Annotated in this window: 23 protein-coding genes; 9 read left to right on the top strand and 14 right to left on the bottom strand. The window is 52.3% G+C overall.

The annotated features are described in order from the left end of the window. Together ACO0LG_RS27675 and ACO0LG_RS27680 are read right to left on the bottom strand one after the other, a co-directional pair. Positions 1 to 102 (bottom strand): transposase DNA-binding-containing protein (locus ACO0LG_RS27675; RefSeq protein ID WP_423029202.1); only part of this gene is annotated, 102 nt, incomplete at its 3' end. A 295-nt stretch (positions 103 to 397) separates the two neighbouring features. Beyond that, positions 398 to 2,062, bottom strand: a complete 1,665-nt coding sequence (locus tag ACO0LG_RS27680) for a long-chain fatty acid--CoA ligase (protein ID WP_423031546.1) — start codon at positions 2,060 to 2,062, stop codon at positions 398 to 400. Between the two features lie 222 nt (positions 2,063 to 2,284). On the opposite strand from ACO0LG_RS27680, the gene ACO0LG_RS27685 reads away from it, so the two are divergent. After that, on the top strand, positions 2,285 to 3,685 hold the full coding sequence (locus ACO0LG_RS27685) for a hypothetical protein (RefSeq protein ID WP_423031548.1): 1,401 nt from the start codon (positions 2,285 to 2,287) through the stop codon (positions 3,683 to 3,685). 100 nt (positions 3,686 to 3,785) lie between these two features. Here ACO0LG_RS27685 and ACO0LG_RS27690 read toward each other — a convergent pair whose 3' ends face one another. From ACO0LG_RS27690 to ACO0LG_RS27700, 3 genes are all read right to left on the bottom strand, one after another. Further along, entirely contained in the window at positions 3,786 to 4,259 is a 474-nt protein-coding gene (locus ACO0LG_RS27690; protein ID WP_423031638.1) for a DUF2721 domain-containing protein, read from the bottom strand. A gap of 192 nt (positions 4,260 to 4,451) precedes the next feature. Next, entirely contained in the window at positions 4,452 to 5,798 is a 1,347-nt protein-coding gene (locus tag ACO0LG_RS27695) for an ATP-binding protein (RefSeq protein ID WP_423031550.1), read from the bottom strand. Beyond that, positions 5,795 to 6,523, bottom strand: a complete 729-nt coding sequence (locus tag ACO0LG_RS27700) for a response regulator (protein ID WP_423031640.1) — start codon at positions 6,521 to 6,523, stop codon at positions 5,795 to 5,797. The genes ACO0LG_RS27695 and ACO0LG_RS27700 overlap by 4 nt, the downstream gene beginning before the upstream one ends. Before the next feature lie 483 nt (positions 6,524 to 7,006). Here ACO0LG_RS27700 and ACO0LG_RS27705 point away from each other — a divergent pair, with 483 nt between their 5' ends. After that, the gene (locus ACO0LG_RS27705; protein WP_423031552.1) at positions 7,007 to 7,579 is read left to right on the top strand and encodes a Spy/CpxP family protein refolding chaperone; all 573 of its coding nucleotides are present in this window, start codon (positions 7,007 to 7,009) and stop codon (positions 7,577 to 7,579) included. A 105-nt stretch (positions 7,580 to 7,684) separates the two neighbouring features. On the opposite strand, the gene ACO0LG_RS27710 is transcribed toward ACO0LG_RS27705, so the two are convergent. The 3 genes from ACO0LG_RS27710 to ACO0LG_RS27720 all read right to left on the bottom strand — a co-directional run bounded on the left by ACO0LG_RS27710 (position 7,685) and on the right by ACO0LG_RS27720 (position 12,782). Beyond that, the gene (locus ACO0LG_RS27710; protein WP_423031554.1) at positions 7,685 to 9,916 is read right to left on the bottom strand and encodes a bifunctional diguanylate cyclase/phosphodiesterase; all 2,232 of its coding nucleotides are present in this window, start codon (positions 9,914 to 9,916) and stop codon (positions 7,685 to 7,687) included. 145 nt (positions 9,917 to 10,061) lie between these two features. Further along, a complete protein-coding gene (locus ACO0LG_RS27715) occupies positions 10,062 to 11,336 on the bottom strand; it encodes an Hsp70 family protein (RefSeq protein ID WP_423031556.1) in 1,275 nt (424 codons plus the stop codon). 132 nt (positions 11,337 to 11,468) lie between these two features. Continuing rightward, positions 11,469 to 12,782 (bottom strand): hemolysin family protein, encoded by a 1,314-nt coding sequence (locus ACO0LG_RS27720; protein ID WP_423031558.1) that lies wholly within the window; start codon positions 12,780 to 12,782, stop codon positions 11,469 to 11,471. A 78-nt stretch (positions 12,783 to 12,860) separates the two neighbouring features. Between ACO0LG_RS27720 and ACO0LG_RS27725 the strand changes: the two genes are divergently transcribed. After that, entirely contained in the window at positions 12,861 to 14,093 is a 1,233-nt protein-coding gene (locus ACO0LG_RS27725) for a TCR/Tet family MFS transporter (RefSeq protein WP_423031560.1), read from the top strand. Positions 14,094 to 14,170: 77 nt separating this feature from the next. On the opposite strand, the gene ACO0LG_RS27730 is transcribed toward ACO0LG_RS27725, so the two are convergent. Continuing rightward, positions 14,171 to 15,496 carry a dicarboxylate/amino acid:cation symporter gene (locus ACO0LG_RS27730; RefSeq protein WP_423031562.1) on the bottom strand — a complete coding sequence of 442 codons (1,326 nt, stop codon included), beginning with the start codon at positions 15,494 to 15,496 and terminating at the stop codon, positions 14,171 to 14,173. A gap of 158 nt (positions 15,497 to 15,654) precedes the next feature. Continuing rightward, positions 15,655 to 17,112: a PLP-dependent aminotransferase family protein gene (locus ACO0LG_RS27735; RefSeq protein WP_423031564.1), complete on the bottom strand. Its 1,458-nt coding sequence runs from the start codon at positions 17,110 to 17,112 to the stop codon at positions 15,655 to 15,657. Between the two features lie 199 nt (positions 17,113 to 17,311). Between ACO0LG_RS27735 and ACO0LG_RS27740 the strand changes: the two genes are divergently transcribed. After that, a complete protein-coding gene (locus tag ACO0LG_RS27740) occupies positions 17,312 to 17,626 on the top strand; it encodes a hypothetical protein (RefSeq protein WP_423031566.1) in 315 nt (104 codons plus the stop codon). A 6-nt stretch (positions 17,627 to 17,632) separates the two neighbouring features. Here ACO0LG_RS27740 and ACO0LG_RS27745 read toward each other — a convergent pair whose 3' ends face one another. Continuing rightward, positions 17,633 to 18,490, bottom strand: a complete 858-nt coding sequence (locus ACO0LG_RS27745; protein WP_423031568.1) for a hypothetical protein — start codon at positions 18,488 to 18,490, stop codon at positions 17,633 to 17,635. Between the two features lie 314 nt (positions 18,491 to 18,804). Between ACO0LG_RS27745 and ACO0LG_RS27750 the strand changes: the two genes are divergently transcribed. Further along, positions 18,805 to 20,562, top strand: a complete 1,758-nt coding sequence (locus ACO0LG_RS27750) for a DUF1800 domain-containing protein (protein ID WP_423031570.1) — start codon at positions 18,805 to 18,807, stop codon at positions 20,560 to 20,562. A 57-nt stretch (positions 20,563 to 20,619) separates the two neighbouring features. After that, positions 20,620 to 22,020: a DUF1501 domain-containing protein gene (locus ACO0LG_RS27755; RefSeq protein ID WP_423031572.1), complete on the top strand. Its 1,401-nt coding sequence runs from the start codon at positions 20,620 to 20,622 to the stop codon at positions 22,018 to 22,020. 1 nt (position 22,021) lies between these two features. Here ACO0LG_RS27755 and ACO0LG_RS27760 read toward each other — a convergent pair whose 3' ends face one another. Both ACO0LG_RS27760 and ACO0LG_RS27765 read right to left on the bottom strand, forming a co-directional pair. After that, positions 22,022 to 22,618, bottom strand: coding sequence for a chromate transporter (locus tag ACO0LG_RS27760; protein ID WP_423031574.1), 597 nt, complete (start codon positions 22,616 to 22,618; stop codon positions 22,022 to 22,024). Then, positions 22,618 to 23,184 carry a chromate transporter gene (locus tag ACO0LG_RS27765; protein ID WP_423031576.1) on the bottom strand — a complete coding sequence of 189 codons (567 nt, stop codon included), beginning with the start codon at positions 23,182 to 23,184 and terminating at the stop codon, positions 22,618 to 22,620. Before ACO0LG_RS27765 ends, ACO0LG_RS27760 begins: the two co-directional genes overlap by 1 nt. 230 nt (positions 23,185 to 23,414) lie before the next feature. On the opposite strand from ACO0LG_RS27765, the gene ACO0LG_RS27770 reads away from it, so the two are divergent. Beyond that, positions 23,415 to 24,245 carry a DUF2314 domain-containing protein gene (locus ACO0LG_RS27770; protein WP_423031578.1) on the top strand — a complete coding sequence of 277 codons (831 nt, stop codon included), beginning with the start codon at positions 23,415 to 23,417 and terminating at the stop codon, positions 24,243 to 24,245. Between the two features lie 193 nt (positions 24,246 to 24,438). Here the strand turns inward: ACO0LG_RS27770 and ACO0LG_RS27775 are convergent, their stop codons facing one another. Next, on the bottom strand, positions 24,439 to 24,930 hold the full coding sequence (locus ACO0LG_RS27775; protein WP_162043959.1) for a phage regulatory CII family protein: 492 nt from the start codon (positions 24,928 to 24,930) through the stop codon (positions 24,439 to 24,441). A 116-nt stretch (positions 24,931 to 25,046) separates the two neighbouring features. Between ACO0LG_RS27775 and ACO0LG_RS27780 the strand changes: the two genes are divergently transcribed. Beyond that, positions 25,047 to 25,913, top strand: a complete 867-nt coding sequence (locus ACO0LG_RS27780) for a hypothetical protein (protein WP_423031580.1) — start codon at positions 25,047 to 25,049, stop codon at positions 25,911 to 25,913. Between the two features lie 4 nt (positions 25,914 to 25,917). Then, positions 25,918 to 26,739, top strand: a complete 822-nt coding sequence (locus ACO0LG_RS27785) for a hypothetical protein (RefSeq protein WP_423031582.1) — start codon at positions 25,918 to 25,920, stop codon at positions 26,737 to 26,739. Positions 26,740 to 26,757: the final 18 nt, after the last annotated feature.

Consider the following 26,757-nt stretch of genomic DNA (forward strand, 5'->3'; position numbering starts at 1 on the left):
CAGCAATACTAAGCGTGATGTCAGACGTTTGTCGCCAAGTTGCACTAAGCCCAATTCATTTTCGGCCCAGTCGCAATCCTCCTGGTCTTCGTCAATGTCCATTCAGGGATTTTAATTATTTTCACGAGTCAAAAGTTAACATCACTATCGTCTGTTTACAAGAAATTTCTGTCAAATGTGAATTTGTCAGGAAAGATGTGGGTAATGATCAGCCCTAAAGGGGGTTCCCTTTGCTGCAAGTCAAAAAATGGGAAGGCTCGAAAACTCGCTGCGCTCAAACATCGATCCTTCTTTTTCCATTTTCTGCCGTGCATCAAAGGCATCGACACATGGGAACTACAAAAGTCAAAACCAACCCAACGGCAAAACCAGTGCCATTGCATTACTGCCAGATATGTTATTTGACCTTCGCCGCTTCCTTCTCCTGCAAGGTCCGCCACATCACTTTCCCCGTCCCTGATTTCGGCAGACTATCTACAAACTCGACAAACTTCGGCACCTTGTACGCGGCCATTTTTTCATGCGCCCAGCGCATGATGTCTTCGGCAGTTACATCGCTGCCCGGTTTTTTAACGACCACGGCTTTGACGGTTTCGCCGCGGTAGGTGTCGTGGGCGGCGATGATGCAGCATTCTTGTATTGCCGGGTGCTGGTACATCATGGATTCGACTTCGGCGGGCCAGACTTTGAAGCCAGCTGCATTGATCATGCGTTTCAGGCGGTCGGTGAAGAAGAAGAAACCTTCGGGGTCCATATAGCCTAGGTCACCGGAGCGGAAGAATTTTTTGCCGTCGAGTTCGGCAAAGGCATCGGCGGTTTTTTGTGGGTCGTTCCAGTAACCCTGGAAGACTTGCGGGCCGTGTATCCAGATTTCGCCAGTTTCGCCCTGTTTGACTTCTTGCAGGGTGGTCGGATCAACGATGCGCGAATCGACATTGAAGTAGGGCATGCCCAGGCATTGCTGCTTCATGCGCTGTGGCGGGTTCAGGTGGGACGGTGCCATGGTTTCGGACAAGCCATAGCCTTCCATATAAACCTGTCCAGACAGTTCCAGCAGTTTTTGTGCGATGGCGGCTGGCATGGCCGCGCCGCCGCCAGATACCCGGGTCAGTCTGGAAATATCGTATTCGGCCAGTCTTGGGTTCGACAAAAAATCGATCATCATGGAGGGTACCAGCGTCCAGTTGCTGACGGCATAACGGGTGATCAGTTGTCCTGCGGCATCACGGTCCCAGCGTGGCAGGATGACCAGAGTACCGCCGCAATAAATCATGGCATTCATGACCGACTGCATGCCGGTGACATGGAAGAAAGGCAGCACCGCCAACGCCACATGGGTGGCGACGATAGCACCCGACCAAGTCGGGCTGCCGACGATATTGAACATGACTGAGCGGTGATTATGTATGCAACCCTTGGGTTTGCCGGTTGTGCCCGAGGTATAGGGCATGCAGGCCAAGTCATCTGGCCCCGCGGCATGGGGGCGCGGCTGATGGCCGGCAGCAATGGCGGCGTGCCAGCTGGTAACGCCAGCTTGCTCAGCCACCTGGCGTTCTGCCTTCACAAAGTCGGGAATGGTCAGGCTGGTTACCGCCGTTAAGTGATCGGAGTAAGTAGCTACTATCGCGTGTTGCAATATGCTGTGGCCCAGCAAGGGTTGCAGGCGCGAGAAAATTTCTTGCGAAACCAAGGCGGTCTTGGCACCGCTATCTGCAATGTAATGCGACAGTTCATCTGTCATCAGCATGGGATTGACGGGTACGACCATGGCATCAGCACGCATAATGGCGTAAAAGCCGATGACAAATTGCGGGCTGTTTTGCATATTCAGCAAGACACGGTCGCCTTTTTGTACACCGCATACCTCTTGCAGATAGCCCGCCAGCGCCAGTACTTCTTCATGCAATTGGCGGTAAGTGATGACAGTGTCATAAAAGATGATTGCTGCCTTGTCAGGAAAGCGCAGGGCCGATACCTGCAAATTCGTGTACACGCTGGCTGCCGGCGTGATCAGATCATGGGGCAAGCCTTGCGGCCAGTGCGCATAGTGCAAAGTGTTCATCAATGTCTCCAGGCTGTTTGGAATGTTTTTTTGTTTAGAGTGCCATACCTGATTACTTTTTGCACGACCGTTCGCAAAATAATTGTTTTTTATTTTGGCAGCATTCTTGTCCGGACCAAAACTTGAAACATTTTGTCAACATTTTGCGTAAAGGTATTGCAAACGCTGGCATGAAGCTACAATGATAAGCATTCCCCTATTCAGCAAGACATCGGAGTTAGCGTGGTTCAGCAAATCAAAACAGCCTTAATCGTTTTTTCCAGCCTGGCTATGGTTGCCTGTGGTGGAGGCAGTGGCGGTAGTGGTGGTACCGCGGGTACCGGCACTCCCACAGCCAATCCCATGGCAATCGCCGTACCGGATGCCCTGACGGTGATCAGCGGCAATCCCCTGAGCTTCAACGGTCAGGCCAGCAGCACAGCAGGCATCATTACCAATATGTACTGGCAGGTAGAAAACCTGACTTTGTCGGCCAATCCGCTGGCAGCGGTGAGCAATGCTGATTGCAAGATCATCTCCAAGAGCAGCACAGGCGCAGATGCCAGTTGTGTCTTGCAAGTCACGCCTCCTACCTTATTGACTGCTGACTATACCTACAAGCTGACCCTGAATGCAGTGGATGTCAAAGGCAATACCATCAAGGCATCGACTACACTGCTGGTCAAGCAGGAGGCTTCTGTCACTGCCAGCCCGACTGCCAAAGTCAGCGGTACAACTACCGCAGCATCTGGTGACAAGGTGAATTTGAGTTGTGCCGGTAGCGGTGGTACGCCAGCTGCGACAGGCGAGCCGTATTCTTATCAATGGGTAGTCAGCGATGCTGCCGGCACCACGATCACCCTGGCACCGACAGATACTGCCGCCACCAGCTTTACCGCACCTGTAGTGACCGCATCGACGGCATTGAAAGTGCAATGCCGCGTCACGGACGACAAGCAAAAAGTGGGCACGGCCACCCAGACAGTGACAGTGACGCCTATCGTCAAACCAACGGTAGTGCCCATCTCTTATAGCGGCGGTGTGGTTGCAGCCGGTTCCACCATCACGCTTGATGGCAGCAAATCGGTCAAATATGATGCCAATGGCAAGGTCGATAGCAGCACACCTATCTATTATTACTGGAAGCAGAAATCCGGTCCTTCAGTAGAAATTTTCAATGCATTCAGCAGTGTCGCCAGTGCGGCCTTGCCCAAGTTTGTTGATACCCGTACCCCTTTTGTATTTACCCTCAATACGTCCAATTCCGTCATTCAGCCCGGCGGTTTTTCGTTGGATCCGCTGGTGCAACTGGACGTGGTGTTTTATGTCGATCCCCTGCCGCCTATCTCGCTGGTGTCGTATACGCCAGTGCAGTTAGTACTGACCAATAGCGCAGTGACCCTGAAAGTCGATGCGCCATCCAACACCAGCAATATCATCTACTATAGCTGGACGCAGGTTGCCGGTACATCCGTTGCGATTGCCGGTGCCGGGACAAGCAATGCCGGATTTATTGCGCCCAGCATACCGGGTACCCTGATTTTCCGCGCCACGGGTAGTTACCAGCCGATTACGGTAGCCAATCCCGGTACAGCGTCTATTGATGTCATCGTCACGGTACAGGCTCCGGCTGTAGTGAAATAGCCTTGAAATAGCGCTGAAATAAGCTGGCGCTTAGTAAAAAGCCCCGCATCTTGAGATAGCGGGGCTTTTTATTGGTGCTTGTCTGATATTTACCAGGTGCTTATGATTCGCGGGCAATGATTTTGCGTTTGCCCAACAGGCGTTGGCGGGTCAGGGTCTTGGTGGCGACAAAAATTTCGCGCATGAAGTAGATGAAGCTGCCTATCAGGGAAAACACACCGGCAACAAACAGGGTGGCAATCAGCTTGTCCAGGTTCAGGCTGGTAGCATCACCCATGAACAGCGAGGCGATTACCAGGCAGATGAACAGACCGCAAGATGTGCTGAGCGTGATGGCGCGGTTGATCAGGTGTGAGCGTTCATACAGTTCGTGCAATTCTTCTTCGACGCCGGGTGGGCTGACCGGAGAGCTGTTTTCACCGTGCAGCAAGTCTTCGACAACTCTTGAGCGGTCGATGATGCGTGCCAGGCGGCTAGTCAGGACAGAGAGCGTTGTGCCTACGCCGGTGAGCAAAAATACTGGTGCAATCGCCAGCTGGATAATGTGGCTGACATCGCCTAGTTGTAAATTAATCATGTGCAAGTCCTCAGGCTTTTTCCGGATTCTACAGGGGAGGGGGCCTGATTAGTCAAGTGGATAGCAGACTTTTTGACAAGCCTTGCCTTCATGAGCAAGTTTTACTGACTCTGGACTGGATTAAAGACAAAAAAATCCTCACCGTATATCAGTGAGGATAGGAGAACAGATTTCAGACAGGCAGCAGATTCAGGTCGCTTGCATGGGCAGGGTAAGGCGCACTTCCAGGCCACCTTCAGGCAAATTGCTCAATTGCAGTTGGCCGCCATGTTGCTGGGCGATATTCTGGGCGATCGTCAGGCCCAGGCCGGTGCCACCAGATTCCCGCGAGCGCGAAGTTTCCATCCGAAAGAAAGGTTCAAACACCTTGCTTTGGAATTCAGGTGGAATACCATGGCCGCCGTCGCGTATCAGCACATGCAGGACATCTTTGGCTGCATCCTTGCCAGCCACCATGGTGACCGTGGCGTATTGGCCATATTTGACGGCATTGTCGATCAGGTTAGTCAGGCAGCGGCGCAGGGCTTGTGGTCTGGCCATGACAGTCAGGCCAGGCTTGCCCACAAAGCTGACATTTTGTCCGGCATCGGCAGCATCGGCGCACACGCTATCGAGCAGTGAGTCAAGATCCAGCGGCTTCAAGGCTTCATTACTGTCCATGCTGCGTGCCAGGTCCAGGCCTTCACGTATCATCATTTGCATGCCCGATAAATCTTCGATGAGCTTGTCGCGCAATTCTTCGTCTTTGACTTTTTCCAGACGCAAACGCAGGCGCGTCAGCGGGGTTTGCAAGTCATGGGTAATTGCCGCCAGCATGTGGGTGCGCTGGGCAATATGCTGGCGTATGCGTGCCTGCATGGCATTGAAGGCACGGGTGGCCTGCAAAATTTCAGTCGCGCCTTTTTCTGGCAAAGGAGGGCGGTTGATATCCTGTCCCAATGCTGTGGCTGCCTTGGCCATTTGCTGCAAAGGCCGCATGGTCATGCGGGCGATCAGGTAAGCCAGTACGGCTATGCTGGCGAGGAACAGGAACAGGTATTGCAAAAAGTCGGGGCGCAGTGGCGGCGCCGGATTACGCGGCGGTAAAACCGTCAGGCGCAGGGCAGTGCCGTCATGCAGTGTGATACCCAAGGCTTCACACGGCAGGCGGTTGGTTTGTACATTTTGTGGGTTGCGCGGGCAAGATTCAGGGTCTTGCGTCAATGACATCACCCGAAAAGTCTTGCCCAGTCTTTCGCTGACTGCGGCAGCATATTCGGAACGCGGGGCCTGGTCGCTGGTCTCAACTGGCAGGGTGGCTACTTTCAAACCCAGGCGTGGTGCGGTCGCTAAAAACTTTTCGCGGTTTTCTGCTGGCAAGGCATCCAGTGCCAGCACCAGTTGTTCGGCACGTTCAACCGCGTGCGAATCCCGGTATTGCGATATGGTTTTTTGTCTTTCGCCAAAAGCCAGTGTCCAGGTCAGTACCGTCGATGCGATTACGCCGAGCAAAAGGATGGCAAAGACTCTGCCCCACATCGACGATAAGATTTTCATGCGTCCTGCTCCACGACAACGGTAACAGCCAATACATAGCCGCCATTCCTGACGGTCTTGATGATCTGTGGCGAGCGCGCATCTTCGCGCAATTTTTGCCGCAAGCGGCTGATCTGAATATCGATGGAGCGGTCAAACGGATCTGCATCGCGGCCATGCGTCATGTTCAGCAACTGGTCACGGTTCAACACGCGGTTGGGATGCTCCAGGAAGATATTCAACATGCGGAACTCTGCGCCCGACAAAGACACCACCATGCCATCCGGGCTGATCAGGTGGCGTGCGGTCAGGTCCAGCGTCCAGCCGGCAAATTTAAGTTTTTGCAATGCTTCGCCAGAATGTGAGCTGACATTGGTCTGGGTGCGGCGCAACACGCTGCGTATGCGGGCCAGTAACTCGCGTGGTTCAAAAGGCTTGGGCAGGTAATCATCTGCACCCATTTCCAGTCCCAGGATACGGTCCAGCGGTTCGCCACGCGCAGTCAGCATGATGACCGGCAAAGTCGATTTGCTGCGTAGCGTGCGGCATAGCGTCAGACCATCATCGCCAGGCAGGTTCAGATCCAGTACGACCAGATCAACCTGATGATTTTGCAGGGCTGCCCACATGGCATTGCCTTCGGCGGCCGTCACTGTACTGTAGCCATTATTATCGAGATAATCAGCCAGCAAATTACGGATGTCGCGGTCATCGTCAACGATGAGAATTTTATTAGGTGTGTCCATGTTCTTCATTATGAGCCCGATCCAGTCTATAAAAACCCTGATTTTGTATCGTCTTGTTATCAGGACTTACGCAAAATTGTCCCAGCAAGGCTATCGCTCCCGGTAAGCCACCCTTGCAAGGGTGGTTCGTTTCGTCGGCAGACAACGTATTGTCTGACCCCGACTACTCCGTCAGCGACGACGACATTACGGCATTGTAAGGCTAGGAACTGCAACGCAGCCGGGGCGGTTTTGCGTAAGTCCCGATTATCTTAAACCGTAACATACCACCTTATCATTCTTGACTGTTACACGTCGATACAAAGCGAGAGCAGATGGACATTTCGACGTTACAAGCTTGCTGCAAGATGCACCACATGTCTGAGACCGCAACACCGGATTTGTATCAAGTCCCGCAAGCAATCAGCCAGCTTGACTCACATATTTGCAGAGTATATGCAGCAGACCTGTGAGTTTATTCTTCTGAACAGAAAGAGAAAATAAATGATGAATACCTTACAAAAGAAACTCCAAAAGAAGCTCATTATCGCAGTGACGGCTGTTGGCCTGAGTATGATCGGTAGTGCAGGCAGTGCGTTGGCACAGCCTCCTTCACCAGCATCTGCTTCTGCGCATGCAGATCATGGCCAGCCACATGGCGACCCTGCCAAGTGGGTAGAAAAAATGAAAGAGCGCATGGCCAAACACCAGGCCGAACTACATGACAAATTGAAGATCACAGCTGCACAGGAACCGGCCTGGAAGACTTTTATCGATGCCATGAATCCTACTGCCATGCCAGCCCGCCCTGACCGCAAGGAAATGGAAAAACTGACGACGCCAGAACGCATGGAAAAAGGCCTCGAAAAAATGAAAGAACATCTGGCGAAAATGCAAACGCGCCTGACTTCTCTGAAAACTTTCTACGCCGTTTTGACGCCGGAACAGCAAAAGATTTTTGATGACAGCCACAGACGTATGGCATCGCATATGCGTGAACGCATGGGCAGGCCAGGCGGTGAGCATGGACCGGAGCATAAGACGGGTGACCGCCCGCCAATGATGGACAAGAAGTAAGCTGTAAAAAAACCATCAGCCGCATGTGGCTGATGGTTTTAATTGTTGTGGTAGAAGGCTGTTGCGAGGTGGGCATGAAATTGATTCCCATTTTGTGACAGCCTTTTATTTTCTGAGATTGATCCAGGAAACCAGATTCTCTTCGAGCATAGGGCGGCCTATATAAAAGCCCTGCCCTTCATGACATCCCATGGCGGCCAGCGTCTTCCAGTGGGTCTCATGTTCTACACCTTCTGCTATCACTTGCAAGCCCAGTTTTTTACCAAGCTGCGTAATCAGTTCGGCAATGCGCGGGCCTTCTGGTGTGTCGATCTGATTGACGAAAGCACGGTCAATTTTCAATCTGTCTACTGGTAGTTTATCGAGGTAGCTGAGCGAAGAAAAACCTGTGCCAAAATCATCGATGGCGATTTTTACGCCCAGTTTTTTTAAACTCGCAAGTTTGCTTTCAAACAGTATGGCGCTGGTCATGGTGACCGATTCCGTGATTTCCAGTTCCAGGTTTTCTGGCTGCAAGCCAGTGTCTTTCAATGCGGATGCCACAATGGCGATAAAGTCGTCCTGCCGGAATTGCACGACCGAGACATTCACGCCCATGCGTTGCGGGGCAATACCAGCTTTTTGCAACCTGACCATCATGAAGCAGGCGGTGCGCAATACCCAGGCACCCAGGCTGATGATGAGGCCGGAATATTCTGCCAGCGGGATAAAATCATTTGGTGGTATCAGCACACCATCATCATTACGCCAGCGTATCAGTGCCTCCAGCCCGGTAAATTTGCCGGTCTCCAGATCGATTTGTGGCTGGTACATGAGGAACAGGCGCTCGGCATCAAAGGCCTTGTGCAAATGCTGCATCAGGGTGGCGCGCTCGCGTATCTCTATACCCATCGATCGGGTGAACAATGTGCAACTGCCGCGCTGGTGTATCTTGGTGCGCTTGAGAGCGATACTGGCATCTTTCAGCGGTTCCGCACCATCACCGATGTAACCTTCCAGTGCCACCATGCCTATCGACATGGACACCGCATGCGCCGTTGCTTCAATGATGAAGGGCTCAACAAACATCAGCCTCAGGGTTTCGGGTTCGAGCAAGTCCTTGCTGCCCAGCAGGCCAAATACATCGCCGGAAATGCGTGCCAAAAAGATGGGAGCTCCCAGTTTTTCGCGCAGCCTGTCTGCCACTGCTTTGAGAATCAGGTCGCCATAATGATGGCCAAGCACATCATTGATTTCTGCAAAATCATCAATGTCTATCAGCGCCACCATTTGCCCTTGCAGCCCACTCGCCAGGGTAGTGCTAATCTGTTCGATGAACTTCAGACGGTTAGGCAGTTTCAGTAACTGGTCGCGGTAAGCATGGTTTTTGAGCTGGTTGACCAGGCTCAGGTTATCAAGGCAGACGCCAAGGTTGGAACAAAATACTTCCAGCAAATGCTGGTTGATGTCCGACAGTGAAAACGGCAGGTCGATAAAGGCTGCCAGGGGGCGGTTACCACGGCCAGAAAAATACAGTGTCATGCTGTGATCAGTAAACAGGGATTCCCGTCTTGTCAGCACATGCCGCAAAGCGTCGCGCACGCGGCTGTTATGGATATCATCAATGGGGCAATTCATCAGGTTGCTGTAATGCCCTGCAGAGGCGATGACATTGAAGGTCTCGGGGATTTCTTCATCCATCTCATTAAGCTCGCCCTGGGCGCACAGCAAACCTTCAGGTGGTACACCGCACAAAGCGGCGATCTGGGTAATCACACCACTGGCAAAAGACTGTATGCCATGTTCGAAGGTGAAGGCCGCGCTGGAGCTGATGATCTGGTGCAGGCCGCGTCTGCTGGCATCGATAGTGCGTATCTGCTCATACGAGCGCACGGCTGCCGTCAGTGACGTCAGCAGTTTTTTGCGGGTCAGCTCATTCTTGGTTTTATAGTCGTTGATGTCATAGTCGCGTATCGCCTCTTCTTCCGGTGCATAACCGGGTTGGCCGGTACGCAGGATGATGCGGGTATCGGTCCAGCCCAGTTCATCGCGAATGAAACTGACCAGCTCCAGCCCTGCATGTTCGGTTTCCATGACCACGTCCAGCAAGACTACGGCGATATCGCTTTCATTGGCGAATACCTTGCGGGTTTCACTCTTGGAGTAGGTGTGGATAAATTCGAGAGGGCGGTTCAGGATCTGCACATATTGCAGTGCAAAGCAGGTGGTGCGGTGTACATCTTCATCATCATCGACGATGGCGATTTTCCAGCTGCGCCCCGCTTGCTGAGGGGCGGTTTCTTCTTCCGCATCCTCAACCAGGAACAGCTCATCATCGTCATCTTGTTCGTTCGACATGCTTTCTCCGGGTAGAAAAGCCTGCTAATTGATGCAACAAGTATAGTTTAAGTTGTCGCGTCGGACGCAGCCATGGCTCGCCGACTTTGTGACTTTAAGTGAAATATATTTGTCAAAACTGACACGAGGCTTGCAAGCCTGGTTTTCACGCAAATCTTCGTGCGGCATCCAGACCAAGACCTGATCCTATGCTGCCAAAAAGATCACCTTCGACCTTGGTTGCCGTTGGGACTATGCTGGCGATTTGTTGTCGCAAGCCGCGTACGCCGCTAGAGCCACCAGTGAAAAACACGGTATCGACCTGTTCAGGTTTCAGGTTTGCCATGTTCAGCACGGTTTTGACAGTGTCGCCTATATTGCTGGTCAGATGAGCAATCGAGCTTTGCAAACCAGCCTGGTCCAGTGCCAGATGGCAGGTGGGCGCTGGCAGTTTGCTACGCAGGCGTTCCAGTGGCAAGTCTATGGTTTGTTGATCAGATAATAAGATTTTGGCTTCTTCCGACTTGATGGCCAGCCAGTGACCATCGCGTTCTTCGACCAGGTTCAGCAGGCGTTCAAAGCGCAGGCGTAATTCCGGGGTATTGATATCGCGGTAAACTTCTTGTAATTCACGCCAGACTTTTTGGGTATAGGTCAGGTTAATCGTGTGCCAGGTTGCCAGGTTGAAATAATAACTGGAGGGTACTTCGATCTGGCTGCCAAGACGGCCACCGAGGCCCAGCAGCGGCATGACATGGTTCAGGCTCAGGTATTTATCGAAGTCAGTGCCACCGATATGTACACCGCCGTTGGCGAGGATATCGTCTTTCCTGTCTACTCTGTGGGCACGTTCCGGTGACAGGCGCACCAGCGAAAAGTCTGAAGTACCACCGCCTATATCGGCGATCAGTACCAGTTCTTCCTTGGTGATGCGTGATTCATAATCAAAGGCTGCAGCAATCGGTTCATACTGGAATTGCACTTCCCTGAACCCTGCTGCGCGGGCGATTTGTTCCAGCGTGTCTTGTGCAAGTTTGTCGGCCTTGCTGTCATCATCGATAAAATGCACAGGGCGGCCCATGACAGCCTGGGTAAAGTTGCAGCCCGCAGATTTTTCTGCGCGCGCTTTGAGTTCACCGATAAATTGCGCCAGCAGATGGCGAAAAGGCACGGCCTTGCCCTGTACCTCAGTCTGGCCATCCATCAGGCTGGTGCCCAGCAAACTCTTCATCGAGCGCATCAGGCGGCCTTCATAGCCAGCCAGATAATTGCTCAGCGCCGCCCGGCCATAACTGACCTGGTCATCTTCCACATCGAAAAACACCACCGATGGCAGCGTGACTTTGCCCTCTTCCAGCGCTAACAGCGCAGGCTCGCCCGGCCTGTGCCAGCCAACGGTTGAATTCGAGGTGCCAAAATCTACTCCACAAGCGTGCGACATGAAAATCCTGATAAAAACGGGTAAGCCAGCAGCTTTGCTTGAGCTGCTGTTGACGGTGATGCGTTAAAAAAATGAGTTAAGACGTGATACTGAAGAAGCTTAGTGGTAACTATGATAATAAAGCGATCATAACTACGGTGATTTGTTGGTTTCCGCGCTATCGAGTTTGACCACCAGCAGTTGATCAATGCGATAGTGATCAATATCGACGACTTCGAACTTATAAGACCCTAGCATGACAAAATCGGTGCGTTTGGGTATCCTTTTCAGCATCGTCATCATGAAACCGGCAATGGTCTCATAGCTTCCCTGCTCAGGCAAGCCATCTATATCGAGAGCGCGGCAGACATCCTCAATTGTTGTTGCACCGTCAATTAGCCATGAATTGGCATCACGCTTGACGATCTGGTCTTCCAGGAAAGGGTGTACCAGGTTGCCCATCAGGGTGCTCAGCACATCATTCAGCGTAATTACGCCGACCACCAGTGCATATTCATTGAGGATGACGGCAAAATCTTCACGCGTGCCCTTGAATTGCTCCAGCATTTCAGACAGGGTCAGTGAGTCAGGCACGGCCAGGGCAGTGCGTATCGATAATTCCTGCACCTTGGTAAAGGCCTGGTTGGTCAGTACCCGCTTCAGAATGTCCTTGGATTCAACATAGCCTACGACATTGTCGATATTGCCATCACATACCAAAAACTTGGTATGCGGATGCTCGGCGATCTTCTGGCGTATGACCACATCAGTATCTTGAAGGGTGAAATAGACAATGCTGTCGCGTTGCGACATGGCAGATGGTACGGTGCGGCTTTCCAGTTCGAACACATTGCCTATCATATGGTGCTCGCTTTGCAACACCACCCCTGCTTCGGCACCAGCATCAAACATGGCGTAAATTTCATCTGAGGTGATTTGCTCATTCCTGGTCGTCGGCAAATTAAACAGACGTAACATCAGGTTGGCCAGGCCATTGAAGACCCAGACCAAGGGCTTGAACAGGCGCACGCACAAAAGGATGGGGCTGACCACCAGCATCGCCACGGTTTCTGGCGAAATCATGGCAATCTTCTTGGGCATCAGGTCTGCAAACAAAATGAAAATCGAGGTCACGAACAAAAAGGAGGTGACAAAGCTGACAGTCTCTACCCAACTGGTCATGCCAACCACAGCGACCAGGGCTTTCAGGATATACGGAGTCAAGGCTTGTTCACCGAGAATACCGCCAAGTATGGCTACCGCATTCAGGGCGATTTGCACAACCGTGAAAAAATGCCCCGGTTCTTGCTGCAGCGCCAGCACCTTGCCCGCACGCTGCTCGCCCTCTGCATACAGTATCTGCAGCTTGACCTTGCGCGCAGCCGCCAATGAAATTTCTGACATGGAAAAAAATGCGCTGATGGCGACCAGCAAGGCAATGATGAGAAAATGATCAAACAAAGCCATGTTGGCTCCCGTGCAAATGTACTTGACGGTAATCATATACTATTGCGCTTTGTCTATTCCGCTAAAAGGTTGTCATTCATGACAAGTTCTGAACAGGCTGACGCTGCCAAAGCACTGCCGACCAATGTGCGTTTTGTATTGATCACGGTATTTCTCGACATCCTCGGCATAGGTCTTATCATTCCGGTCCTGCCACGGCTGGTGGCCAGTTATACCTTGCAGCCAGACAGCCAGGCTTACTGGTATGGCGCGATTGTCGCTATCTATGGCGTCATGCAATTTATCTTTGCCCCCATGATAGGGGCGCTCAGTGACCGTTTTGGCCGCCGCCCTGTTTTGTTGATGTGCGTATTTGGCCTTGGTTTGAACTTCCTTTTACTGACCCAGGTCACCAGTATTTACTGGATGCTGGTGGTGCGTGCCATCGGTGGTATCACTGCCGGCAATCTCTCGGTGGCAAATGCCTATATCGCCGATGTATCGACACCAGAAAACCGTGCCAAAGCCTTGGGTAAAATAGGTGCCATGTTCGGCCTGGGTTTTATCTGTGGCCCTGTCGTTGGCGGCTTGCTGGGTGAGGCGCATATCCATTACCCGTTTTACCTGGCTGCTGCTGTGTCGCTGGGTAATGTGATGTATGGCTATTTCTCGCTGCCAGAATCCTTGCCTGCCGATCACCGCAAGGACTTCCATATTTCTGCTGCGAATCCCTTTGCGGGTTTGCGGGGCCTTGCGCATTTACGTGGCGTCGGCGCGCTGGTGTGGGTATATGCGCTGACCATGTTTGCCCAGTTCACCCTGCAAACAACCTGGGTGCTATCAACCGAATTGCGCTTTGGCTGGACACCCATGCAAAATGGTTTTTCATTGTTCATGGTTGGTGTTTCCAGCGTACTCATGCAAGGCGTTTTTCTTGGCCGTTACATCAAGCGGGTGGGAGATGCGAATGCAGTCCTGATCGGCCTGGCTTCATCGACTGTCGCACTGACCTGTTATGGCTTGGCGAACCAGGGCTGGATGATGTATGTGCTGATCCTGTGCAATGTGCTGGCTTTTGCTGCCGGGCCTGCCTTGCAGGGATTTTTTTCGCGTGCAGTCGATGCGCGTTCGCAAGGTCTGGCAATGGGTTCGCTAACAGCACTCGCCAGTATCATGAGTGTGTTTGCCACTCTGATCGGTACGTCGATAGTCGGGCAAGTCAGTCATTTTCCCAAAGGAAGTGTCTTGCTGGGCGCACCTTTCTTTCTGGCGGCGACCATACAATTGATGGCGCTGACCCTGGCGTTGCGACATTTGAGAAAAACTGGCTGAAGGTTTGCAACAATAATTTGCACGCATAAAAAAAGCGGACTTTCAAAGTCCGCTTTTTGCTTTTATTTGTAGCCAGCTTAATGACGCACTGCTGTATGCATGGATGCAGTATCCATCAACAGTTCCGGATCTTCTGCTTCTTCTACGGTTTCATTATTCAGGCATCTTTGCATCTTGACCGTATCCACATCATTGCCCCATTTGGCAACGACGACAGTGGCGACGCCATTGCCGATCAGGTTCGTCAGTGCACGAGCTTCAGACATGAAACGGTCTATACCAAGTATCAATGCCAGACCAGCGACAGGCACGCCACCAACCGCAGACAATGTCGCTGCCAATACGATGAAACCACTGCCAGTGATACCTGCCGCGCCCTTGGATGTCAGCAGCAAGACTGCCAGCAAAGTGATTTGCTGCATCAAGGTCATCGGTGTATCTGTGGCCTGGGCGATGAAGACTGCAGCCATGGTCAGGTAGATGGAAGTGCCATCCAGATTGAAAGAGTAACCGGTAGGGATTACCAGGCCAACCACGGATTTTTTCACACCCAGGTTTTCCAGCTTGGCCATCATGCGTGGCAATACCGATTCTGAAGATGACGTGCCGAGTACGATCAGCAATTCTTCCTTGATGTACTTGATGAATTTCCAGATGCTGAAACCATGTACCTTGGCGATCGTGCCAAGTACCCCGAAGATGAAAATCAGGCAAGTTGCATAAAAAGTGCCCATCAGGTAACCGAGCTGCACCAGCGAACCCACACCATATTTACCGATCGTGAAAGCCATCGCGCCAAAGGCACCGATGGGCGCCACTTTCATGATGTAGCCAACAATGACAAACAAGACATGGGAGAATTTTTCTACCAGATCAAATACCAGCGTGCCACGACCACCAAAACGATGGAGGGCAAAACCAAAGAAGATGGAGATCAGCAACACCTGTAGTATCTCACCCTTGGCAAAAGCCTCGGTAAACGTAGTTGGGATGATGGCCATCAAAAATTCTGTCGTGGTCTGCATTTTGCCAGGACCGGCAAAGGCTGCAATGCCCTTGGTGTCGAGCGTATGCACATCGATATGCATGCCTGCACCAGGTTGCACGACATTGACGATGATGAGGCCGATGATCAACGCGAGGGTACTGACAACTTCAAAATACAGCAATGCCATGCCACCCGTCTTGCCGACTTTTTTCATGTCTTCCATACCGGCGATTCCAACCACCACGGTACAGAAAATAATCGGTGCAATCATCATCTTGATGAGCTTGATGAAACCGTCGCCAAGAGGCTTCATGGCAGCGCCGGATTCGGGATAAAAATGGCCAAGACATACGCCCAGAACGATGGCAGTGATGACTTGAAAATACAGGGATTTGTAGAAGGCTTGAGCTTTCATCCTTGGTCTCCTTGGGATGCTGGAAAGTCTCGCACATCATGTAATCCGGTGGCGAGCACGTTGAGGGATATTTTTTCCCTTCAGTGCACGCATTATGGAAAATCGCTGGAACAGCCACAATTGTGGCTTTCCACAGTGATTAAAATTTACGCAGGATTTTAAGCAGCAATGTGTTGCTTTGAAGAAGCCTGATGTTGAATGATGCGGCCCAATAAACGCATTGCATCATCCAGATCCTGGGTATAGGGCATGCCGCAATTGAGGCGTAAGAAATGATCAAAACGATTTGAATTGGAATACATCAAACCCGGCGAAACCAAGATACTCTCCTCTAGCGCCGCATCAAAAACAGCGCGGGACGAGGTACCTGCCGGCATCTCCACCCATAAGGAAACTCCTCCTGCTGGCATGGTCACGCGCGTGCCTTCGGGAAAATAAGTGGCAATCGCTTCGGCCATTTTTTCTCTTTGCAGGGCAAGGCTGCTACGTAGTTTCCGCAGGTGCCTGTCGTAAGCCGACGACAACAAAAAAGTCGCCGTGACTATCTGTGACAATTCTTCGTTATAACGCGTGTGCGCATACTTCAACATGTTCACCCGTTCTTGCCAGCGACCTGCCAGTATCCAGCCTACGCGCATGCCGGGTGCGAGTATCTTGTGCACCGATGCGCAGTAAATCACATTGCCGCTATGGTCCCATTGCTTCAATGCAGTCGGTATCTTGTCGCCATCGGCGAGGGCGCTGTAAGAATCGTCTTCGATCAGCGGTATGCCTTGTTTTTCACACAATGACACCAGTTTTTGCTTGTGCTGGTCAGGCATCATGCTGCCCAGAGGATTTTGCAAATGCGGCACGACCACGACTGCCTTGATATTGTCATAGGTGCGCATCGCCAGTTCCAGCGCTTCGACAGAAATGCCGGTACTTGGGCTGGTGGGTATTTCCAGCGCCTTCATGCCCAGGCTTTCCAGCACTTGCAAGAGACCATAAAAAGTTGGTGATTCTACGGCGATGACATCACCCGCCTGTGCCACTGCACGCAAGGCCAGGTTCAGGGCTTCGATACAGCCATTGGTGATGATGACCTGGTCAGCGGAGGTACTGATACCAGAGTCGAGTGCGCGCTTGGCCAGTGCCGCTTTGAGTTCACGGTTACCGCCCGGCGTAATTGCCTTGGTCAGCAGTTCTGGATAGCGGCGCAAGGTGCTGACAGTCAGGCTGCGCAATTGCTGGTGCGGGTACAGCGCAGGGCCACCAGTTGCCCGCGCAAGGTTGCATTTCACCAGGCGCTGGCCCTGGGCAATGATTTCAGACACTTTTTCATGAATACCGACAAACTGCGCCGGATCGACGATTTTGCCTATGGTTGGTTCCTGTGCGGGCATCAGGCGCACCCGCCTTGGCTGACGCACAAAATAACCAGAACGCGGGCGTGCTTCCAGCCACCCCTCGGTTTCCAGCTGGCGGCATAGCTGCAAGGCGGTGGACAGGCTGACACCGTGTACATGCATGAGCTTGCGCACCGAAGGCATGCGGTCACCCAGTTTGAGCGTGCCACAACGGATAGCATTCAGATAATGATCGGCCAGTTGCCTGTAGAGAGGTAAGGTTTGCATAGCGTGACGATGTAAAGATGCTCAGGGCCTGCACGGATACAGTTCAGGGCTAACGATACAATAACAGATTATGAATTAGCTGTCTGATGCGATACAGATGAGTATTTTCTGTGTCTGTGCAGGTGTGCTGGCGAAGTCTATCCTGATGCCTGTATCCAAGCCTCTCTTGGACATTTGGATTATTTTCAGGAGTATCATCATGCATAGCAACAGCATCAGGCAAGACCAGAGCATGCACTGCCTGTTGGCGGCGGGCAGCACTTTATATGTAAAGACAGGGAAACTGCGTTTAATCGCCTGGCCGCACTTCATTGAAGGGCTGGCATGGCAGGCCGACACAGTATTAGACACAGGCAGTGTTTATCAGGTGCCACATGATGGCTGGGTAGAGTTGCGGGCACTGCAGACGAGCGATGTATTGTTGCAAAAGCCAGAGCCTGCATACTGGCGGCAGGCTCTGGTGCAGGCCTGGCAATTATTGCGGGCGTGCTGGCGCGGTCACCAGCCGCATTAAGGCAAATTAAGGGAAAAATTCCTTCAGCAAGAAGGTTTCCAGTTCGGCAGAATCTTCTGGCCGTGCTGACTTGACTACAACGCGGCCCAGGCGTCTGGATTCCCAGTTGAAGTCACCCTTGTATTCCATGCGTATGATTTCTATCATGCGGCGTACCAAGGCCAGGCGTACGTCGCCACCAAGACCGGCATCGACTTCAAAAGACTGTTTGCCGCCAGAGGCCACTACGCGCGTGTTCCAGCCACGGAAAGTGAAGCTGGCTACCCTCGTACCTACTGTTCCCAGTTCAAACACACCACTGCCGCCAGCACGGTTGGCAGCTTGCTGCATGCTGCGCTTGACATTGGCTTCAGCCACTTCTTGCGGTGTCATGCCACGGCCAGCCTGACGCGCGCCTTCGTTTTCCTGTGCGGCAGCCTGCTCTGCCGGGCGGCGGCGTTCACGCGCTGCATTGGCCAGCGCCATCATATCCAATTCTGGCGGGGTCTCTTTGGCCTGCGGTGACGGTGGCTGTGCTACCGGTGAATCGGTGACTGGCGATGGTGGTGTCTTGGGCCGGGTAATGGCGTTTTTGGATGGCGGCACCCGCACCGGTTTGGACACGGCTTTTTGCTTTTGCGGCGCAGTCGCCTGTTTGGGGGCTTTGGCTACCTGGTCCATAATCATGACCATGGGCTCACTTGAGCCACTCTTGTCGAGCTTTTTCTTGAGCACATTCATGTGCAGCAAGAAGTACAGCAACAGCCCGTGAACCAGCAAAGCCAGCAAGATGCCGAACATATTCGCAGGGCGAAACCGGATATGCAAATGAATCTCGCCCGGCAGGGCAACTTCATCCTCAGGCGCTTCTATGCTCAACTTCATGGACTATATGAACCGGTGTGCAGAATTTCAAGGTGGCAAGCATACCTCAAACTATGTCTCTCCCTGTAACAAAGATTGTCTGGAGGCGAATTTGCAAAATCGATACATGCTGATAAAAACGAAAGTGTAACAAATGACGCGCCCAGTTTTTGAATCTTTAACGCTATTTACATTTGTGAGTAACAAACTATATACAAAATTAGCCTAACTACTGACAACTGCTTACAAATGGGCAACAAGAGATTTACATGAGTACTCTACTGTTGAAGTGCGGCAAACAAGAATAAATACTTCATACAAACAGGGAGAAGGACATGGAAGAGCAGCTCATCGTTGCAGGTATTGATACTCAGACCGCAACGGATAAGGATTTGTTCAATCAGCAAGCAGATTTGAAGGCGGCGGCAGTCATCGCTTCCGTAGCCTTGCTGGCTGCATGCGGTGGCAGCAGCACGACTGCTGAAAATAACACGGCCAACATCGTGACTGCGATGGGTACGCCGCCGGCGCCAGCTCCCGACGTCAATGCTGCCACTCTCACAGCCAGTGAAGCTGCCCGTTTCCTGGCGCAAGCCAGCATGGGTGCTAGCCGGGCGCAGATCGCCAGGGTACAAACACTGGGATATGCGGGCTGGATCGATGAACAACTCAGCATGCCCGGCAATGGCAGCCGCTGGGATTGGCTGGTCTCCAAAGGCTTCAACGATGTCAGTTACCGTAATAGCCAGACAGGTTTTGATTCCACGGCCTGGCGCAAACTGATCAGTTCCCCCGATACGCTGCGCCAGCGCTTTACCCTGGCCTTGTCTGAAATCATTGTGGTGGCGATAGATGGCCTGATCGGCGGTGGCTGGAAAGCCTTTGCAGCCGCAGCCTGGCTGGACATGCTGGAAGCAAATTGCTTTGGCAATTATCGTGACCTCTTGCAACTCGTTTCTACCAGCCCGGCCATGGGGCAATACCTGACTTTCCGTGGCAATACCAAATTCAATGCGCAAACTGGGGCCATGCCAGATGAAAACTATGCGCGTGAACTGATGCAACTCTTCAGTATAGGTTTGCTGGAACTCAAGCTGGATGGCAGCCCACTTCTGGAAAACGGCAAGAACAAGGAAACCTACGGCCTCGACGATATCACTGGCCTGGCCCGCGTCTTTACTGGCTGGGACTTTGACCTGGCAGGTGGCAAGGCCGATAAACCAGACTTCATGCGCAAAGCCATGATCCAGGTGCCAAGCAAGCATGAAACTGGTGCATCCATTTTCCTTGGCAAGACTGTAGCCGCTGGCCTGAGCGGTGCAGATGCCCTGACAGCTGCGCTCGACATTATTTTTGCCCATGACAATGTGGCCCCCTTTATCAGCCGTCAGTTGATACAAAGGCTGGTGACCAGCAATCCATCTCCTGCATATATCTCCAGGGTGGCTACTGTATTCAATGATGATGGCAGTGGCACTGCCAGCAAAAAGGGCAATTTGAAAGCGGTTTTAAAGGCGATCTTGCTGGATGATGAGGCGCGCAAACCAGCCAACCTCAGCGACCTCCAGTTTGGCAAATTGCGCGAACCCATGCTGCGATTTCTGGCCTGGGCCCGTGCCTACAATGCCATGGCCATAAATGATATCTGGAATCTTGGCAATACTGGCGACCCGGCGACCAGGCTGGGGCAAAGCCCCTTGCGCTCGCCCTCGGTGTTCAATTTTTTTCGTCCCGGTTATGTACCACCAAATACGACGATTGCAGCGGCAAGCCTGGTTGCGCCGGAATTTCAGATCACCAATGAATCCTCGGTTGTTGGCTATGTCAATTATATGCAGCGTGCAGTCAGCAATGGTGTCAGCGATGTTACGCCTGATTACAGCAGTTTGATGCCTCTGGCTGACTCGGCTCCCGCTTTGCTGGACGAAATCAATCTGGTGCTGGCGGCGGGGCAGTTGAGCACTGCCACCTTGTCGGATTTGAGCAATGCCGTTGACAGCATGCCCAAGGGTAATGACAACCGTCGCAAGCAAAGAATTTATGCGGCGCTTACGCTGGTGCTGGCAGCTCCTGAATTCATCGTACTCAAATAGCCTCAGCTTTTGGTAAAACCATAAAACAATTTGCTGCCACCACTACAGGAAAGCATCATGAAAAATTCTACTACGATGAATGCCTCACGCCGCGCATTTCTACAACGCGCCTCCGCACTGTCCATCGCCGGTGTCGCTACCCCCTGGGCACTGAACCTCGCCGCCATGGCTGAAGCTTCCGCCGCCAATGCAGATGATTACAAAGCCATTGTCTGCGTGTTTTTATACGGCGGCAATGACTATGCCAATACGCTGGTTCCCTATGACAGTGCAAACTACAATGCCTATTCGCAACTGCGCCCTACACTGGCTTATGCGCGTGACAAACTGACTGCAACGGTGTTACAAGGGTTGAATGTGCCGATAGACAGGAATGGTATAAGCCACCAGTATGCGCTGGCACCTGAACTGGCACCGCTGCTACCTATATTCAATGCTGGCAAGATGGGAGTGTTGCTCAATGTCGGTACCCTGATACGTCCTACTACCAAACTCGAATATACGAATAAAACGGCCATGCTGCCGCCAAAATTGTTTTCGCATAATGACCAACAATCAGTATGGCAGTCGTCTGCACCTGAAGGGGCAACATCTGGCTGGGGCGGGCGCATGGGTGACCTTTTCCAGGCAGGGAATGGCAATGCCACTTTTACCTGTGTGAACGTGTCGGGCAATGCGGTTTACCTGTCAGGCAATACGGCGGTTCAGTATCAGGTATCCACCAATGGTTCGGTACCGCTGGCGGGTTTGCAGGCACCCTTGTTTGGTTCTGCTACCTGTTCTACTGCCTTACAAAAACTGGTCACACAAGCAAGGCCACATTTGTTTGAAAATGAATATACCCGTGTCAGCAAACGTTCTATCGACGCCAATGATGTACTGACCTCAGCACTGGCAGGTGCACCCGCAATGACGACTACATTTAATGAAGAGAATAATCTGGCCATGCAATTGAAAATGGTGGCGCGCATGATTTCTTGTGCTGGTAGCTTAGCGGCGAAACGCCAGGTGTTTTTCGTTTCTATGGGTGGTTTTGATACTCATGATGGACTGGTATCCACTCACCCGGGTTTGCTCGCCAGTGTGGCAGAGGCCATGGCTGCGTTTTATGCCGCCACCCGGGAGTTGGGTGTGGCCAGCAAGGTCACCAGTTTTACTGCTTCCGATTTTGGCCGCACCCTGAGTGGTAATAACGATGGTTCTGATCATGGCTGGGGCAGCATGCATTTCATGATGGGCGGTGCAGTCAATGGCAAACGCTACTACGGTACCGCGCCGCTGGTTGCTACAGACAGTGATGATGATGTGGGGCAGGGGCGTCTGTTGCCGACCACCTCGGTCGATCAGTATGCCGCCACCCTGGGTAAATGGCTGGGCGTGTCAGACGGCGATATGCTGACCTTATTGCCAAACCTGACGTATTACGATGCCAGCAAACGTTACCTGGCTTTCGTATAAATTAAATCAAGCCAAACCAGCCGAGTGCCGCACCACCCGCCAGTAGCCACAGCAAATGCAGGCGGGTGCGCCAGACGACGATGGTGCAGACTACTGTCATCAGCCACAATGGCCAGTCCCGGCTCATCTGGTCATGGGATGCGGCCATGATCCAGCCGGTTGCCAGTAACAGGCCAATCACAATAGGGGCCATGCCCAGTTTAAAGGCGCGCACGCCGCGCAGTTCACGGTTGGCATGGCCCCAGCTTGCTGCCACATAAGTCAGAGTGGTGCTGGGCAAGAGTATGCCTGTCATGGCGACGACAACACCTATCAATGCTGTCCACATGCCACCGGCATTCATGCCCACATTCCAGCCCATGAGGGCGATGAACAAGACATTCGGGCCGGGGGCGGCCTGGGCAATCGACACAGAGGCATTGAACTGCGCGTCGCTAAGCCAGCCCTGTTGCGTGACCAGGTAACGGTGCATGTCAGGCAGGGTGGAAATCGCTCCCCCTATCGACAATAGCGACAGCATCATGTAATGCAGGAACAGCTGCAACCAGTCATGCCAGTTCATCGTGATGTGCAGGGCACCATGCAGGGTATCAGGCATTATTTCAGCCTCCGGTAAACCAGTGTGCAGGTGATGGTGCCGAGGGTGAACAAGACATAGGCCAGCGGCAGGCGCAAGAGAGCGATGCCGGCAAAACACAGGGCACTAAAGATCAGCGCAGTAAGTCTGCCAACAGGATTATTTTTGAGGGCCGGCACCAGCTTAAGCGCTGTCGCAATGATCAGGCCCGCAGTCACCGCACTCATCCCTCGCAGGGCACCGACTACCTGTGGATACTGGGAAAATTGCGCATACACCACGGCCAGCAACACCACGATCAGCAAAGGGACAGACAACATGCCAGCCAGTGCCGCCATGGCCCCGGCAAAACCAAAATGGCGGTGACCTATCATGAGGGATAAATTCACTACATTCGGCCCCGGCAAAATCTGTGCAACGGCCCAGTCTTCGACGAATTCTTCCATCGTCATCCAGCGTTTCTTTTCCACGAGTTCGCGCTGCACAACCGCGAGTACGCCACCAAATCCTTGCAATGCCAATAAGGTAAATGAAATATACAAATCCGCAAGGGAAGTAGGGCGCTGACTGGCAAGTTCTGTGGACATGATGATGGCAGCCTGGCGGCTTGGCATAGGGCAGGCTTCCATTGTAAAGCAGGAGTGAAAATGCTGCTGGGCAAATATGTCATCTATTCAAATTTCCCAAAGCATAGCTGTGCCGACTGTGCGCATTGCGATTAAAAAGTAAGGGCTTGTATCAATTGAAACGAAGTGCTGTACTTGCGTAATTGTCAGTCTGCTTGCAGTATATTGTTTTTATTTTATCGTCCAAGATCATGAGTGAAGACAAAATAGTCATGTTTGAAGGTGCCAGCCCGGCGATGCAGGTGGCTGCTGAACAGGCTCGCAAGACGTTTAAATATTTCTGGCGTGAATTGTCATGGGAGCGTAGACGTATCATACCTGCCTTGGATTTGGCCGCTGTGAAAGTAGCTTTTCCTACAGGTTCAAGCGGGGACGTGCCTGAAGTTGAGCACATGTGGATCAATGAAATACAGTTTGATGGAGATACCATTACCGGTATTTTGTTGAATAACCCACAATGGTTTGACAGCATCGCAGCAGGTGACCCGGTGAGCGTGTCGCTGGAGGAAATTGATGACTGGATGTATGCTATCGATGGCAAAGTATATGGTGGTTACAGCATTGATGTGATACGTAGCGGTATGTCAGAAACAGAGCGTGACGATCATGACAGGGCCTGGGATTTGGATTTTGGCAAGCCAGGAAAAATCTCCGTCGTATTGGAACTTGCAAAAGAAAAACAGGGATTCTTATCCAGTCTGTTTGATACGACAGAAAAGTCCGTCTTAAAAAACATAGACGACTTGCCAGAACACCCCGCAAGTGAAAACATGGCAGAGCCTATGGATAGGGGTTTGCAGGATGAGCCTGCTTTTACCCGCAGCGTCGATGAAGCTGGCTGGACCCTGCTGCAGAGGGATGCGCTGGCTGGCAATCTCGCGCAAGTTACTTTACTGGTCAAACATGGTGCCGATCCTGGTGCGCTTAATCCCAAAGGCGAATCAGCACTGGATCTGGCACACAAGATGGGCTGGCCGAGGATAGTTGCTTTTCTGGAAAACAGTGCGCTAAACAAGCCCTGATCTAGGGAGCCAAATACCAGTAATGTGCCTGAGCCCAATAACTACGTTTAACTACATTTTGTAAGAGCGGCTTTAGCCGCTCTTACAAATCAATTGGCATGTTGTGCCAATCAATTCGCCTTAACTGTTGGCATAGGATTCTTGTTGCAAGCAGATTCAAGGAATCTCTGGTTCGCGAACAGTCGCCAGAAAATCACGATTCTCTTTGCTTATGGTGTGCGCGTATGCGCGCACGCCATTCACCCAGCACGGTCAGTGCACTCTGAAATTCTTTTTCTATCAGGTCGGCTTCAGCATCCGTAATCACACCATCGATCAAGGCAGTTGATACTGCCTCTGCCACATCGCCAACGCGGCTCATGACGCGGCAGACCGTTTGCGACAAATCATCTTCACTGACCTGGTCAGGCTCAGGTATCACAAACGCTGCCATGCCATGGCGGCTTAACAGCGCATGCAGTGGCAGATGGGCATCCTTGACGCCCGCGTCATGACAGAGCTCAACGATCAGCGAGAGTTCTTCAAACGAAGGATAGTGTGACTCTATGCCCGGTGCCAGCTTGTTGCGCAAGACATTCACCGAGACTTCCATGCGGCCCGCCAGGGCCTCCAGGCCACCAGGATAGGCGCGCGCAATCTTGTACAAGGCGTCGTGCTGGTTCATGTCTGAATATTTTCGTGTCATGGTGAATTCCCTAATTTATTACCGATGATCTTTGTGTTTTTGCTCACTATGATGACATCCATCAAGCGTTGAGGGATTGTACAGATAGCTTCACCATATTTCTATAGATGAGAACCATGAACAGTTTTAATAACAGATTAATAGCAATCATGCTGGCGCTGGTCTTGCCACTCTCGGCCAGCCTTGCGCATGCTGCCGGGCGTTCATCCGGGTCTTCTGGCGGTTTTCGTGGTGGCTTCTCTTCGCAAAGAAGTATCAGCAAGCCTGCACCATCAACGCCATCAAAGACAGGATTTGGCAGCTTCAATACCAGCAAGCCTGCGTATGCAAGCAAGAAGTCGGATTCTGCACTGAACCGCGATCTGGAAAAAAACCAGGCGCAGGCAAATGCACAAAAGAGCATGGATGCGCGCCAGCAGGTAACGCAGCAAAGCCAGCGCGGGTTTGGCAATAGCGCTGGCAACAACGGTGTTAATAGCGGCAATCAACAGGCTGCTAATCAGCCTGCCAACCAGCCTGCCAATCAGTCTACATATACAACACCGCCTGTGACGCAATCCGCACCGGTAACGATGCAGCCGCAGGTAGCGCCGAGAGGGAGTGGCATTTTGCCTGCCGTTGTCGGCGGCGTGATACTGGGTAGTGTGATGAGCCACCCTCAGGCAGCAGAAAACCGCCAGTCCCAGCAACTGGAACCGATTGCCAATATCGGCACAGGTAGTAGCAAGGATGAGATAGCCAGCAGCGCAACTGCGGTGGACGACAAGGCGGCGGTCATGAGCAGTAGTTCAGACGCGGTGGTAACCACAGCAACAACGGCAGCAACAGCAAAGCAATCGCAGGACGACGGTGGTTTTAAATTGCTGCGCACCGTACTCGTCATCTTGCTATTCGCTGCGCTGGCCTGGGCGGGCTGGCAATTCCTGCGTGGCAGGCGCAGCAAACAAGACAGCGCAGTTCATTACAGTTTAGGAGGAAATTAATACCATGGCCTGGAAAGATGCATATCAGTATGTAGGCAAGCTGTTCAACAAGCATAACAAGGACGAACTCATCGCTGATGACATGCATGCAGAGAGTGGCAGGCAAGACTCCGCGCTGCCAATGGGTGCGCGCATAGGCAGTGTCGTCAATCTGCAAAAGACGCCACTGATACGGGCGATCGGCCAGGGCTCACTGATCGCCATGCCGGATGAAGCCGAGACCCGCATCGTCGCCATTAGCCGCGTGCAACTGCCCATCAGCGGCAAGATGTACCGCTATTACCTGAACCGCGATGCCGATGGTACCAATGGTGGCGAGAAATTCCTGCAGTTGTATTGCGATGCCAACGGTGAATTGCAAGAGCTTTTGTATTGCAGCCACCTCACGCGCCTGATACCTGAAACCGTCGAAGACCAGCAAGCTTTCCTCGGTGAAAACGGTGCTGGCCTGGGTGACCGTAACTACAGTCTGTGGCGCGAGCAACTGGTGGGCATAGGCTGGGATGAGGCTAGCCTCGACAGTGTATTTGCTGATGCCGAGAGCCTGCAATATGAGCGCGATGCGGGAGACCCGGCACAGGAATTTGTCGCACCCTTTAAAGGTGTGGAAACCCGCATCGATGATGCCGCAGGCAAGCTGGGCTTGCAACAGGACGTGGTCTTTATGCCTTACCGCAGAAATTTGAATGAGGCCGGTGAACAGTCGGAATTACTGTTGATCAGCACTGAGATTTTACGTAGCAGGGATGGCAGTAGCAAGCGCGACATCCATGTCGATTTTATGATTGCCCTACCCCTGGAAGCGGAAAGGCTACTGGTGCAGTAGCACCGTTTTGATGTAGTA

The sequence above is a fragment of the Undibacterium sp. Ji42W genome (assembly GCF_049340405.1).
GTDB lineage: Bacteria > Pseudomonadota > Gammaproteobacteria > Burkholderiales > Burkholderiaceae_D > Undibacterium.

Excerpts from the sequence above, each read along its gene's own strand:
- ACO0LG_RS27705 (WP_423031552.1), top strand. The coding sequence starts at position 7,007 with ATGATGAATACCTTACAAAAGAAACTCCAAAAGAAGCTCATTATCGCA.
- ACO0LG_RS27770 (WP_423031578.1), top strand. The coding sequence starts at position 23,415 with ATGAGTGAAGACAAAATAGTCATGTTTGAAGGTGCCAGCCCGGCGATG.
- ACO0LG_RS27775 (WP_162043959.1), bottom strand. The coding sequence starts at position 24,930 with ATGACACGAAAATATTCAGACATGAACCAGCACGACGCCTTGTACAAG.
- ACO0LG_RS27680 (WP_423031546.1), bottom strand. The coding sequence starts at position 2,062 with ATGAACACTTTGCACTATGCGCACTGGCCGCAAGGCTTGCCCCATGAT.
- ACO0LG_RS27750 (WP_423031570.1), top strand. The coding sequence starts at position 18,805 with ATGGAAGAGCAGCTCATCGTTGCAGGTATTGATACTCAGACCGCAACG.
- ACO0LG_RS27765 (WP_423031576.1), bottom strand. The coding sequence starts at position 23,184 with ATGTCCACAGAACTTGCCAGTCAGCGCCCTACTTCCCTTGCGGATTTG.
- ACO0LG_RS27760 (WP_423031574.1), bottom strand. The coding sequence starts at position 22,618 with ATGCCTGATACCCTGCATGGTGCCCTGCACATCACGATGAACTGGCAT.
- ACO0LG_RS27725 (WP_423031560.1), top strand. The coding sequence starts at position 12,861 with ATGACAAGTTCTGAACAGGCTGACGCTGCCAAAGCACTGCCGACCAAT.
- ACO0LG_RS27730 (WP_423031562.1), bottom strand. The coding sequence starts at position 15,496 with ATGAAAGCTCAAGCCTTCTACAAATCCCTGTATTTTCAAGTCATCACT.
- ACO0LG_RS27755 (WP_423031572.1), top strand. The coding sequence starts at position 20,620 with ATGAAAAATTCTACTACGATGAATGCCTCACGCCGCGCATTTCTACAA.
- ACO0LG_RS27780 (WP_423031580.1), top strand. The coding sequence starts at position 25,047 with ATGAACAGTTTTAATAACAGATTAATAGCAATCATGCTGGCGCTGGTC.
- ACO0LG_RS27715 (WP_423031556.1), bottom strand. The coding sequence starts at position 11,336 with ATGTCGCACGCTTGTGGAGTAGATTTTGGCACCTCGAATTCAACCGTT.
- ACO0LG_RS27695 (WP_423031550.1), bottom strand. The coding sequence starts at position 5,798 with ATGAAAATCTTATCGTCGATGTGGGGCAGAGTCTTTGCCATCCTTTTG.
- ACO0LG_RS27745 (WP_423031568.1), bottom strand. The coding sequence starts at position 18,490 with ATGAAGTTGAGCATAGAAGCGCCTGAGGATGAAGTTGCCCTGCCGGGC.
- ACO0LG_RS27740 (WP_423031566.1), top strand. The coding sequence starts at position 17,312 with ATGCATAGCAACAGCATCAGGCAAGACCAGAGCATGCACTGCCTGTTG.
- ACO0LG_RS27785 (WP_423031582.1), top strand. The coding sequence starts at position 25,918 with ATGGCCTGGAAAGATGCATATCAGTATGTAGGCAAGCTGTTCAACAAG.
- ACO0LG_RS27735 (WP_423031564.1), bottom strand. The coding sequence starts at position 17,112 with ATGCAAACCTTACCTCTCTACAGGCAACTGGCCGATCATTATCTGAAT.
- ACO0LG_RS27720 (WP_423031558.1), bottom strand. The coding sequence starts at position 12,782 with ATGGCTTTGTTTGATCATTTTCTCATCATTGCCTTGCTGGTCGCCATC.
- ACO0LG_RS27700 (WP_423031640.1), bottom strand. The coding sequence starts at position 6,523 with ATGGACACACCTAATAAAATTCTCATCGTTGACGATGACCGCGACATC.
- ACO0LG_RS27710 (WP_423031554.1), bottom strand. The coding sequence starts at position 9,916 with ATGTCGAACGAACAAGATGACGATGATGAGCTGTTCCTGGTTGAGGAT.